The sequence below is a fragment of the Vibrio sp. dhg genome, from assembly GCF_003443775.1.
In the GTDB taxonomy this organism is placed as follows: domain Bacteria; phylum Pseudomonadota; class Gammaproteobacteria; order Enterobacterales; family Vibrionaceae; genus Vibrio; species Vibrio natriegens.
In genome coordinates, this window is sequence record NZ_CP028943.1 from 1,254,851 (window position 1) to 1,267,178 (window position 12,328).

Sequence of the window (12,328 nt, forward strand, 5' to 3'; positions counted from 1 at the left end):
ACCTTGGTATCCATTCGTCCTTTTGAACCTTGTAAAACGAGATTTTGGATTCGCTGTAATTCCTATAATCAACGTGACGAGAAGCTTCATTGATCACTGTATCCAAGCCAGGGTGCGAGTGGTTGGGACACAACTAGAGGTAAAAGAATGACAGAAAAAGTTCAAAGTGCTCCGCAATCCCAACTCTCCTTTTTACTATTCATCGTTCTTGGGGCGATTGGTGCACTTACTCCGCTTGCCATTGATATGTATTTGCCTGCGATGCCTGCGATCGCGAAAGATCTCGGTGTCGCTCCTGGAGCGGTACAAATTACATTAACGGCATATACCGCAGGCTTTGCGATCGGACAGTTAATCCACGGCCCGCTTTCAGATAGTTTTGGACGCAGACCTGTTCTGATTTTAGGTGTGTTTTTCTTTGGATTAGCGGCAGTTGTGAGTGCGACTACAAATGGCATTGACGCTCTTACTTATGTTCGTACCGCGCAAGGCTTTGCGGGTGCGGCAGCGGCGGTCATTATCCAGGCGGTCGTTCGCGACATGTTTGAACGTGAAGACTTCGCCCGCACTATGTCCTTTGTCACCCTAGTTATCACAATCGCGCCGTTAGTTGCGCCGATGATTGGCGGACACTTTGCGATCTGGTTTGGATGGCGATCAATCTTTTGGGTACTGGCGATATTTGCCGTTGTGGTTATTTCACTCGTATTTTGGAAGATTCCGGAAACATTGAAACCAGAAAATCGTCAACCTTTACGCTTTCGTACGACACTAAGAAACTACGCTCGTTTGTGTTCTAGCTCCGAAGCGTTGGGCCTGATGTTAGCTGGCGCATTTTCATTCTCTGGAATGTTTGCTTTCCTTACCGCGGGCTCATTTGTCTATATTGATATATACGGTGTTCGACCTGATTACTTTGGTTACTTGTTTGGTCTGAATATTGTGGCGATGATCATCATGACCAGCATTAACGGCCGCTTGGTAAAAAAAGTGGGGTCGCATGCCATGCTTCGTTTTGGTTTGTCGGTTCAGCTTTTGGCCGGTATTGGCTTGTTAGTGGCCTGGTTGTTGGATTTAGGCTTATGGGGCACGGTACCTTTTGTTGTGCTCTTTATTGGTACGTTATCGACGATTGGCAGTAACGCTATGGCACTACTTTTAAGTGGTTACCCATCAATGGCTGGTACCGCATCGTCACTGGCGGGCACATTAAGGTTCGGCATGGGGTCGTTGATTGGTGCGTTTGTGGCGGCACTTCCGGGTGACGTTGCATGGCCAATGCTCATTGTTATGTTTGCTTGTGCAGTGCTGTCTGCACTGTTTTATTGGACTTTAGGAAGAAAGGCGTAATGTCGGATTACACCAAAGAAATTCAGAATCTAGTTAACTCTGCGTTGGCAGACTTGGACGCGGAACATCGCTCAGGTAAGCTGGCGAATGCGCCTGTGGCTAACAACCATTACTTGGTGCGTTGGGTAACAAAAGCACTGAAATCGCAAAATTTTGGCCGAGTAGTGGGTGATGATTTGACCCGTTGGCAAAAAGCGGGGCGTTCAAAGGGTAACGATTCAGGCTTGTTGTTTATCTTTAAACGTATCTCAGCCTATTACGCCCAGTTCTTCCCTGAAGGCGAAGAAGCCAAAGTGATTAAAGACTCTGATATTGAAGCCTTTTTGGATGTCATGGAGCAAGCGGGCTGGGAAGTGTCTACCTCTGAGCAATTAGTAGGATGCGGCAAGGTTCAGATATTTACCGAAGGTCAAAACTCATTAGCACTTTGTGCAGACCAATGTGAAAGCTGTTTTGATGGTGAGTTACTGGTTAAACCGATGAGTTGGTTTGTGCGCGGTAATCATGCTGAGTTTGTCGAAAAAGCATCGCAGGCGGGCTTTATGGTCCACAAGGTAACGGATTATAAATCGATGGTGAAATACCACGGCGAATACCTAATATTTCCTGCGAATGAAGGCAATCAATTAGCTGAAATTCCTCTCAGCTTTCAGGCATAACTTGCCCCAATAAACAAAAAAGCATCAGATTCGTAGTGTCTCTGATGCTTTTTTAGTTTTAACAGCTCACATTGGCTAGAAGCGATACTTCCAATAAACGCCGCCATAGATGCCGTTGTAGTCTTGCAGAACGTCACCCATGTTACTTACTTCATTATTGAAGAGGTAATCATCTTCAGAGTAATCTTCGTAACGAACATTGAATTGAACGCTTTGATTGTCTGAGATTTCATAATCTGCAACACCTTCAAGACGCGATGATTTGTATTCATTGTCCGGATACTGATACCCGCTGGCCGTTGTTGACGATTTACTGTCTGCCTGACTATAGCTGTAGTCCAGAGAGAGGGTTAACTTGTCTTCAAGAAGCCCGTCTTTACTGACCCCAAAGCCAACGGTGGTGACATCGTCTTTCAGTTTTGTTTTGTATCTATCCCATCCAACGACATCCGAATTTGCTTGTTGCTGTTCTGAGCGAATGATTTGTTGGTTATAGAACACATGTCCATTCAAGCCCTCAGCGAGGTTGAAATTGACGCTTAAATCATAACCGTAGTCTTCACCCTCACTCAGGCCAATATCCGGTTTGTCATAATCATCATTGCCGTACCAGGCTTCTGCGAGGAGTTGTACGTTTTCAGAGATGTCGTAACTACCGTCTCCGCGTAATTCTATGCGGTTTTTATCGGCCAAGTAGTATTGTCGTAAGTTTGGCGAGTCGCTACTTGAATTTCGCCAAGAAGATCCATCTCGGAATGAGTAGGATAATTTACCGCCTAATTGCCATGGCGCTTCTGGACGATAACGAGCTCCGAAATACAAACTTTGCTCATCAATACTTTTACGATCAGCGTACTCTCGTTTGTCGTGCGTGTAGTCATAGCCCGCGTTCAATCTGATATCGCTGTTGAGGCGATGAGTGACCGACGCTTCCAGTTTTGTTTTGGTGCGGTCATAGCTTTCGCGCGTTGCACCAACCACATCGTTTCTATCCGACTTGTCGTCTTTGTCGGAGTAATCAGCAGACACTTTCAGAGCGGTATCACTTGATAGTTTGTTGTGATAATCCCCACTGACTTGCCAAGTACTGGTTTCACCGTGAAATGTATTTGAGTTAGAAGGGGACAGCGCAAATGGGAGTAAGCCTCCTTCAGACGTGGCTTGTGACCACAAAATCCGGCCGTTAAAGGTTTGTTGGTTCACGCGATAATTACCGGACACAGCCAGTTGATGAAAATCGTTGTCAGGCTCGTTAGAAAGTTGGTTCGCATATGGGTCTGAAGTATCGCCATAGTAGAGCGCTGACATGTCATTGCGGAAGAAGGAACCACGGTAAGCAACATCAACCAACCAGAGATCTTCTACGTAGCTCAGACCGACTTGGGTATTGAGTGTCTCATGGTCAACGGCCTTAGGAATGAACCCGGGGCCGCTGCCATAACCCGGTATGGTCGATGAATAGAGGGACGTTGTACCTTCTTTACGTTCATGTTTCATCGATGCATAGGGTTGCCAAGGTGATTTAGGCGTGTATTTGAGCTCAAACTTGAAGGTATCACGGGTAACTTCGTGATCATATTTTCTCAAAGCTCCACTCGTGAGTACGTTGTCACTCCCTTGGTAGGCACTTAATGATGAGCGATTCCAGTAGTAGGGCGTTTCGCTGTAACTTGTTACCAAACGAAAACCGTCATACTCACCAATTTCCCATTGAATCAAGAAGCGTTGTAGCCCTAAGTCGTCAACCAGTAAGCGACTGTAGAAGCCATCATCTTCATAGCGTTCAATATCCGCATTCAGGCTTGCATTTAGGTGCTTGTTGTCTGAACTAGTGCCATGAAGAGGTGGGTTCCAGTTATAGAATCGTGTTGAACCGTCGTTATCGAGATAACCGACGCCCACACTGACATCACCACTCCACAAACCATCGCTACTACAGTCAGTACAATTCCAGCGGCTGGTATCAGCCTCTTGGCTATTCTGCAGCGAATAATCCTCTGCGTGTACTTGTAGAGATAAAGCAAGGGAAATAGCAATACAGATTTTTGATAGTTTCATGCCACCCTCCTTAATATCTTAGCGTCTGACCGCGTGGGTGATTAGAGCCATGCACTTGAGTATGGCAGTTCATACAGCTACCACCACGAACCTTCAAGTCGTTTTCAGGCATCGCAACGTTAGCATGAGGAACGCGGTGACACTCCTGACATAGCATTGGTAGACGTTTGTTTAACATGGCTTTATTAACTGAACCGTGAGGAGAGTGACAGGTTGTACAATCTTCCGTGACGGGTTCATGTTCCCATAAGTTTGGACCGCGTTTTTCCGCGTGACACTCATAGCAGGTGTCATTAATTGATGACCAATTGAGGCTCGCTTCGTTGATTGTCTGGTGTGGGTTGTGACAATTCGAACAGGTCATCACGCCATCCAGTACCGGGTGACTGCTGCGCTTATGAATGTCAGATTTGGCCTTAATATGGCAATCTGTACATTTATCCGCTTGCAACTCAGCGACCATCATAGGATCGTCCTTTTGATGCAACTGGTGACAGCTCGAGCACGATAGGCCTTCAAAAGCGTGCTCACTGCTGTGCCAAGTAGAACGCTTAGCATCTTGGTGGCACGACAAACACACGCTATTTTGTTTCTCTACAGGAACAGGGGAGTTAGGACCAAAGGTGATCATTGGCTCCCTTACCTGGCCTTTACGAGGATTACGTTCATGGTTATTCGCCGGACCATGGCACGCCTCACACTGCTTATCGTTCATTGGTCCGTGAATATTGGCAGCTTTACCATGTACATTATCGAAAATACCCGTAGCAGGCTTATCAGACGTGTCATCATGGCATCGTAGACAGCCATCAGGACCACGACGAGAGTATTTCCCTTCTGAAAACTTCGTATCCAGTATGGTCTGTATCTCTTCTCTCGATAAGGTCGCTGCTTCAGGTTCTTCCTCGGGCTCGGTAACGTCTTCAGAGTTCACTGAAGAAATTACCCCAAACCCGAGTATTAACACCACTAACCACCGCTGAATGATTGCTCTCATAACAATTCCTTTTTCATCCTTAATCGTTAATTACTTATGATCAATGACGTTTTCAACGGTAGTCATATACCTTGTGAACCTTATCTACGCCCTGAGACTGCCCGATAGCGTGACATGTCGAACATTGCTCAGAACCCATCGCTTCTGCGGCTGTGTCAGCACCAAATACTGCGCCGTTATTTATCATATGGCTCAGTATTGCATCACCAGCTACAGTTTCTGGATCTGCGTCCGCGAGCGCTGATTCAAGGTGACATGCACCACAGGCCACTAGAGCCGGGCTGAAGTATTTTGTTTCTCCTGCTGTATTCATCGCCAATGATGGGCGTGTATTTTCCTGACTTGGCAGGTTAAATTGAGACGATGTATGGCAAGATTCACAGTTGTTAATTGCTCCTGGGAATACCGCCTCACCATTACGATGAGACCCAAACGCATGATACGAGTGCACGTGGTATTTCAGATCTGCTGGTATGCCTGTGTAAAAAGATGGACGTTCTGAGTTATGGCAATTTTTACATTGCTGGAAATCAGTCGCCGCATGGGAGTCAGCGTGGATTGTCAGCTCTTTATGACAACCGTTACAGCTCTCAATATCCGCGCCCATTGGAAGACTATGAGGAATTTCCACACCACCAATGCCGAAGGCTGATGAGGTGTTATTTGCTGCAATCATGAACGGGCTCTTGATTAGATCAATACCGGTAAAGTTGACACACTCACTTAGCACGCCTTCTCTTCTGTCAGCACATAGAGGTACATCTGCAATGTTGACAGTCAGTTTCGAAGTGCTGCTTGGTTTGATATCAGAAGCACTGAGGTCTTTGTGACAGGTGAACATACCATCACCTTCTGCAACACAGCCATCGCCAACCGCACCGTCTCCATACATGTTCAGATCAACGGTTGGGAGCGGCGATGGTGACGAGAAAGTTAACGGACTTAAATATGACAATAGAGGTCCTTCACCGTTATCCCAGTTAAGAAGAAGGTAGAAGTGATCGTCATTATTGATATAAGGCCTAATGTCAGCCATCGAGCTTATACCCACACCGTCTTTCATGATACGTACTTGAACTTCGAAGCTATCATCAATGAAACGCGCTTGTTCAATCGAGACGTCTAACGTGTCTCTGGCGGTTGATAGGTTAGCTAAACGCATCATGTGAACCGTTTTAGCGCTTCTGCTTGCGTCTTCGCCAATGATTGGGTCGCCATTTTCGTCACGCTCATAAGGGCGATGACATCCGGTACAAGTATTTTGAGGGGAACCGTCTCGAATCCATGCAGTACCAACTTGATTTGCATGAGCTCCGCGATCACGGAACAAGTGACAGGTTTCACAGGCAACTTGGGTTGGGTGTTCAAACCAGTTGTTTGCATCCGATGCTTTTGCTGTGTCACTCGAGTGACAAGTCGTACAGTTGCGCGCATCTTGTGGGAATGGGCTGCCCTCAACGACAAGACCGTCTATGTCAGTGACTAACTGTTCACTGTCATCAACAGGCTGCTTGTACGTCGTAAGGTCATTTCTGTCACTGCCAAGTTTAAATACGTTGCCGTGATATTGGTGTACAACGGCCGCAAGTGGTCGTCGAGCGGGTGCCGCACCTGGGTTACTGTCGTTGTGACAAGACGTACAAACGGCGATGTTGTTGTCGATTGAACGATAACCCGGGCCATGATGAAGCGGTTCGTTCATATGACAATTCGCACAGGTTCCGTCTTCAATGACATTTCTCGTTACAGTGCTGTCTGAACTGGTACCTGGTACCCACTCATAAACATGGGTAAAACCGACTTCTTGGTCGCCATAAGCGAACACGATTCGGTGCAACTTATTTTCATCCCAGCTAATGTACCCGTCATTATCAGCGGAATCGGCAGGATACGGATCGGCGACTTTCAAAATGTCTGTAATTGCAAAGGTGTAACGATAGCCGTCGTCTGTTTTCTCTAAATCGCCATCCCAAACACTCTCCATTGATGCTCTGTTATTTGAAGCATCACTGGAGTGATGGAAACTTTTCCAGAAGGTATTGCCGTTACGCCCATTAAAGTCGTAAGCGGGGTCACTGGTATCTTCAACGTCACTGCGTGCCGGCATTGCTTTCAACACCGCGATTCTAAAGTCTTTATCGGTGTCGAACGTGTAGTCACGCCCCGCGCCGTCCAGAACGTTAAAGTCAACCACCAACTTTGTTTCAGTACCACTGTCGGAGGGCATAAGCATCGGCGTTTCGATTTCGACGCTGAATGAACTGACATCTGGCGGAGGGGTATTTTGATCATTTTTACCGCCTGGACCACATGCGGCCATTAACATGGCAAGGGTTGTGATGAAAAGTAGTTTTATATTGTTCATTTTCCCTCTCGCTTTCACCTAATAGATTTAAATAAAAGTGGGACTAATTTAGATACAACTTATTGAATTTTCTGCTCTGAGTATAAAGAGCCCATATAAAGTAGTTTGCTTTATTCTTGTTAGTTATCTTTTGGAGAGAGTGAACAACGACGGGTCAAAATTTACATTCCACTCTACCACCGACTGTTTTGAGTATAGACATAAAACCGTGCTTCATAGCTCGCTAAAGAGATTTTTTGAGTGTTGTGATGTTGCTCAAAGTGTTGAATGTTATGGGTTTTGTTGTTTTATTATGCATAACAATGACTTATAAAAAATAAGGTTATAATTTGCCTTTCTAATGTCAGCAAATTATAAGAGCGTGGTCTAATATGTATTGTGTATGTAAATGAGATGTTGTTTTGGACAGGTTGATATTGGAATTGCTTATAAGAAAGCGTTGGTTTAGCAGTGATCTGACTTGAGAGTCGTCATGTTTATTCCATTTTCTTTCTAGTAGATTTGAGATACAGCCGCCTAGTTCTCACTGTCTTTCAATAATATTTAAGTTTAGGAATCGCAGCCTATGTGTTCTTCTTTGACAAAAATAACTCAAGCGTTGACGTTGATTACAGCCAACTTTCTTCTGGTTTCGTCAGTGCAAGCATCCGCTCCAGAATTAATCGAGCGTTTGGAATGTGAGGCATGCCATGGACCGGGTGGGGTATCGACAAATACCAATATTCCTTCTATTGCGGGCTTACCTGAATTTAATTTCACTGACCAAATGTTGCAGTACGCAGAAGGTAGACCTGCTGATACCGTTAAGCATGTTTATGGTGATACGAGCAAAAGTGGTGACATGGCGACTATTGTGAAATCGCTTTCCGAAGAAGAAGTGGAAGAGTTAGCTGCACACTATTCACAGCTTGCGTTTGTTCGTGCGAAACAAGACTTCGATCAGTCACTGGCTGATAAAGGGAAAATGATTCACGAGAAAAATTGCGACAGCTGTCATGTGGATGGAGGCAGCGATCCGATGGATGAAACCTCGATTCTAGCCGGCCAGCAAAAAGGCTACTTGCTAACCACGCTCAAGCAGTTCCATAGCGGTGCACGTTCTGTAGATAAGAAAATGGATAGCGCTGTTAAAGGGTTAAGTGAAGACGATTTGGTTGCACTGTCTGAATATTACGCGAGTTTCCAATAAATCAATCACTGGCAAGGTGGAGCAAACTATATGGGATGGTGGAGTCGACCTAATAAAAAATGGATGCTCGGCATCCCGCTTGGTGGTGTAGTCGCGTTTATCTTAGGCGTGGGTGCGCTTGGTGCTTACCATGGTGTTATGAATTATTCCAACACCAACGACTTCTGTTTCGGATGCCACATTGGGATGGATACGATCGTGGAGGAATATCAAGCGTCAATACATTACAACAACTCAAAAGGTGTGATTGCCGCGACATGCAGTGACTGTCATGTTCCGAGAGAGTTTATTCCCAAAATGATCGTTAAAATCACCGCGACAGCGGATATCTTCCATAAATTGAAAGGCGATATTACGCTGGAAAACTTTGAGTCAGAACACCGGCCAAGGCTTGCGGCAATCGTAACGGAGGAGTTTGTCGCCAATAAGTCCAAGCAATGTAAATACTGTCACCAGGTTGATCGCATGGACTTCGAAGCGCAAGGTCGTACGACGGCTCGTCGACACCAAATGATGGAATCACGAGATCAATCGTGTATCGATTGTCATGCTGGTATAGCGCACAAGTTACCAGAGGATGAGCCAGAAGAAGTCGAAGAAGAAATGGTTGAAACCACCGCTATGGTTAATTGATTCTTCTTAAAGCTCTGATAAGTATAAAGTATGGCTGCCTAGTGGGCTGAGTTTTCTTCCGCTTGGTTAGCCATAGCTTTAACCATGCCATTAAATATGAACAGGTGGGCTGGCATCATGGCAAACCAGTAAAGCAGCCCCAGAAAACCTTGTGGATGCCACCACGCTGTTATGTCCAGCTCTCGCACATCTCCTTCATCTTTAATACTGATTTCCAAGCGCCCGAGCCCGGGACCTTTCATGCCAAAAAACAGAGATAAGAATTGGTTTTCTTCACACCGGATGACTTTCCAAGAGTCAATGAAGTCGCCCACTTTGAGTTCGGGGCCGGGAGGGGAGACTCGAACGGGTTTCCCGCCACCAAAAAAGATATCCAGCCATTCACGGGTTCGCCAAAGAATATTTGCAAAGTAGTATCCTTTCTCTCGGCTACCAATTTTCTGCGCAACTTTCCACAACGCCTCAGCAGATGCTTTGGTTTTTATGCTGGCTCCTGCTTGCTTAGGAAAGTAGCCATATCCTGGTTGCCAGCGTTTTAGTGCCGCTGGCTCAAATCCCCAAACATTGCTACGTACAAACGTTCCCTCGTGTGCAATTGCCTCTTTTACCGATTGTTCATAACTGATCATTTCTTGTGGAAACCGAGTCTCAATCGCGACCGAATCCGCGATGTAATCGTGTTCTAATCCGGCGAGTAGTGCCTTGCCAATACTTGATGGAACGGAAGTAATGAGCCCGAGCCAGTGCGACGCCATTTTAGGGGTAAGCAGTGGGGTAGACCACAACCTGTATGGCTTATTCGTTACATGGCATATAACGCGAAATTGCTCTCGGTAGCTTAATGTATCTGGCCCTCCCACTTCGTAGATCTTACTTTCCTCCGGTGGTGGTTCTGCTGCAAGGGAGAGTAAGTAATGATTCAGATTAGGCAGAGCTATCGGGTTGGCTTTAGAGTCCACCCATTTTGGTGTGACTAAAACAGGCAGGTTGTAAACGAAGTCACGCATTATTTCAAAAGCCGCAGAACCCGGGCCGATAATCACACCAGCGCGCAATTCTGTGACCGGAACTCCGGACTGGCGAATGATTTTTCCGGTTGCTTTTCGCGCGGCTAAATGGCGCGAATTTCCCGTTTGGGGCTGAATTGCACTGAGATAAATAACGTGTTTAACGCGACTTTTTTCTAAGGCGAACTTAAAATTCAGTGCAAGGTTGAGCTCGTATTCGACAAAGTCATCTCCCTGAGCCATTCCGTGCACCAAAAAAAAGACCAAATCAAAGTCATTCACAATAGATAATGTTGCCTCAGCGTCGGCTAAATCCAGGTATTTCAGCGTCAGGTTTGGATGAGGGCGCGATCTTGATTCTAAATAATCAATATGTCGCGCCGCCGCTGTGACGCTGTAACCTTTATCTAGTAAAAGAGGGAGAAGTTGAGAGCCTATGTATCCAGACGCGCCAAGTACCAACACCTTTTTCATTCTTTGTCCTTTTTTTGTTGGTGGAATTATCACCACTAGGTATAATCATGAGACACTTTTCCATTTCTTTCAATAAGTTGTCGTTGGAGTGCTCGTGTCTTTTTTTTCTCAGCTTTTAATTCACGCCGATAAGGCATTTTTACGTCGTTTGTTCGCGATAGCGCTTCCAATCACTCTTCAAAGCATTATGTTTTCCAGCCGCAGCCTGGTCGATGTATTAATGCTCGGCCAGCTTGGTGAGGCTGAAATTGCCGCCGTTGGGGTGGCCGCTCGAGCTACGTTTGTCACGACAATTATGTTAGTGGGTGTCACGACTGGTGGAGCTTTGTTAACCGCTCAATATTGGGGGGCCGGGGACAAAGCGGGCGTAAGGGAGAGTACATCTCTAACCTGGGTGATATCAATGGTGTATGCTGCGATGGCCGTTTTCCTGTTTGTGGTCTTTCCTGATCCAATCATGAGTTTAACCACTGACTCACAGCAGGTTATTGAACTGGGTGCAAACTATTTGGTGGCGTCTTCAGCCAGTATGTTTGCTGTTGCCTGTGTTGCCAGTATGGCCGTTGGTTTGCGAGCGATGCATCAACCGGGCTTAAGCACATTCTTTAGTGGTATTGGAATCGTCTCGAACGTGTTCCTGAACTGGGTGTTGATTTTCGGTCACTTGGGTTTTCCTGCATTTGGTATTACCGGGGCTGCAATCGCGACTGTTATCAGCGGTGCCATCGAAGTGGGCTGTCTATTCGGGTATTTATGGGCGAAGAAACATATTCTTGCGTTTGGATGGAATGACATCCGAGCGGGATTAGTATTTGAAAAAATTACGCGCTTTCTTAGTTTGTCATTACCTACGACATTTAACTTTCTGGCATGGGCTGGTGGACTATTTGTTTATCATGCGATTATGGGACAAGCGGGCGTCCAGGGCTTGGCGGCTCTCTCAGTCATGACCCCCGTTGAATCCATAGCGTTGGCAATGATGATCGGTTTGTCGAATGCTGCTGCCGTTTTGGTGGGCAATCAGTTAGGCGCAAAGAATTTTGAACCTGTTTACTACCAAGCTTGGGCAACACTTATTTTGAATCTGATCATTGCCGTGGTGGTTGCCTTATTACTGTTGGTTTCAAACCAGTGGATACTGAATGCGTTCAGCGCTTTGACGCCAGAAACGCGTCAGTTATCAGAGCAATTTATGCTGATTCTGGCGATTGGTGTGATACTGCGTTCCATTCCTATGATGGTCATTGTCGGTGTTCTTCGCGCGGGCGGTGATGTTAAATTCTGCCTGTATCAGGACTTAGTAGCACAGTGGGTTATTGGTATCCCTCTTGCTGCCTTTGCTGCTATTTACCTTGGTTGGGAACCGCAATGGGTGTATTTACTCTTTTTGACCGAGGAAGTGGTTAAGTGGGCGATTTCCTTACCTCGTGTGAGAAGTAAAAAGTGGATGAAAAACCTAATCGGTAGCTAACCATACAAATGGAGAAAATCGATTATTAGTGATAGGAATTTGCTTTTAATTTCAACAAAAATAGTTTGAGAAGGTGAATCGAGTTGCATTTGCGGTTTGATAATGTGATCTAGTATTCAAAATAC

Annotated in this window: 9 protein-coding genes; 5 read left to right on the forward strand and 4 right to left on the reverse strand. The window is 45.9% G+C overall.

The features are described from left to right. Positions 1–147: 147 nt before the first annotated feature. Positions 148–1,350 (forward strand): Bcr/CflA family multidrug efflux MFS transporter, encoded by a 1,203-nt coding sequence (locus DBX26_RS05860; RefSeq protein WP_020332991.1) that lies wholly within the window; start codon positions 148–150, stop codon positions 1,348–1,350. Then, positions 1,350–2,009, forward strand: a complete 660-nt coding sequence (locus DBX26_RS05865) for a DUF2913 family protein (protein WP_162889672.1) — start codon at positions 1,350–1,352, stop codon at positions 2,007–2,009. Before DBX26_RS05860 ends, DBX26_RS05865 begins: the two co-directional genes overlap by 1 nt. A gap of 75 nt (positions 2,010–2,084) precedes the next feature. Here the strand turns inward: DBX26_RS05865 and DBX26_RS05870 are convergent, their stop codons facing one another. From DBX26_RS05870 to DBX26_RS05880, 3 genes are read right to left on the reverse strand one after another with little or no spacing between them, the layout of a single operon-like run. Beyond that, positions 2,085–4,067, reverse strand: a complete 1,983-nt coding sequence (locus DBX26_RS05870) for an MtrB/PioB family decaheme-associated outer membrane protein (RefSeq protein WP_118118225.1) — start codon at positions 4,065–4,067, stop codon at positions 2,085–2,087. Positions 4,068–4,077: 10 nt separating this feature from the next. Then, on the reverse strand, positions 4,078–5,064 hold the full coding sequence (locus tag DBX26_RS05875) for a DmsE family decaheme c-type cytochrome (protein WP_118118227.1): 987 nt from the start codon (positions 5,062–5,064) through the stop codon (positions 4,078–4,080). A 52-nt stretch (positions 5,065–5,116) separates the two neighbouring features. Then, entirely contained in the window at positions 5,117–7,429 is a 2,313-nt protein-coding gene (locus tag DBX26_RS05880) for an OmcA/MtrC family decaheme c-type cytochrome (RefSeq protein ID WP_118118229.1), read from the reverse strand. A gap of 565 nt (positions 7,430–7,994) precedes the next feature. Here DBX26_RS05880 and DBX26_RS05885 point away from each other — a divergent pair. Both DBX26_RS05885 and DBX26_RS05890 read left to right on the forward strand, forming a co-directional pair. Further along, positions 7,995–8,618, forward strand: a complete 624-nt coding sequence (locus DBX26_RS05885; RefSeq protein WP_020332995.1) for a c-type cytochrome — start codon at positions 7,995–7,997, stop codon at positions 8,616–8,618. 30 nt (positions 8,619–8,648) lie between these two features. Further along, positions 8,649–9,251: a NapC/NirT family cytochrome c gene (locus DBX26_RS05890; protein WP_041170211.1), complete on the forward strand. Its 603-nt coding sequence runs from the start codon at positions 8,649–8,651 to the stop codon at positions 9,249–9,251. 38 nt (positions 9,252–9,289) lie between these two features. Here DBX26_RS05890 and DBX26_RS05895 read toward each other — a convergent pair whose 3' ends face one another. Next, positions 9,290–10,732, reverse strand: coding sequence for a DUF2867 domain-containing protein (locus DBX26_RS05895; protein WP_118118231.1), 1,443 nt, complete (start codon positions 10,730–10,732; stop codon positions 9,290–9,292). 94 nt (positions 10,733–10,826) lie between these two features. On the opposite strand from DBX26_RS05895, the gene DBX26_RS05900 reads away from it, so the two are divergent. Next, positions 10,827–12,203, forward strand: coding sequence for an MATE family efflux transporter (locus tag DBX26_RS05900; RefSeq protein WP_118118233.1), 1,377 nt, complete (start codon positions 10,827–10,829; stop codon positions 12,201–12,203). Positions 12,204–12,328 lie beyond the last annotated feature (125 nt).

Excerpts from the sequence above, each read along its gene's own strand:
- DBX26_RS05875 (WP_118118227.1), bottom strand. The coding sequence starts at position 5,064 with ATGAGAGCAATCATTCAGCGGTGGTTAGTGGTGTTAATACTCGGGTTT.
- DBX26_RS05870 (WP_118118225.1), bottom strand. The coding sequence starts at position 4,067 with ATGAAACTATCAAAAATCTGTATTGCTATTTCCCTTGCTTTATCTCTA.
- DBX26_RS05885 (WP_020332995.1), top strand. The coding sequence starts at position 7,995 with ATGTGTTCTTCTTTGACAAAAATAACTCAAGCGTTGACGTTGATTACA.
- DBX26_RS05865 (WP_162889672.1), top strand. The coding sequence starts at position 1,350 with ATGTCGGATTACACCAAAGAAATTCAGAATCTAGTTAACTCTGCGTTG.
- DBX26_RS05895 (WP_118118231.1), bottom strand. The coding sequence starts at position 10,732 with ATGAAAAAGGTGTTGGTACTTGGCGCGTCTGGATACATAGGCTCTCAA.
- DBX26_RS05860 (WP_020332991.1), top strand. The coding sequence starts at position 148 with ATGACAGAAAAAGTTCAAAGTGCTCCGCAATCCCAACTCTCCTTTTTA.
- DBX26_RS05880 (WP_118118229.1), bottom strand. The coding sequence starts at position 7,429 with ATGAACAATATAAAACTACTTTTCATCACAACCCTTGCCATGTTAATG.
- DBX26_RS05890 (WP_041170211.1), top strand. The coding sequence starts at position 8,649 with ATGGGATGGTGGAGTCGACCTAATAAAAAATGGATGCTCGGCATCCCG.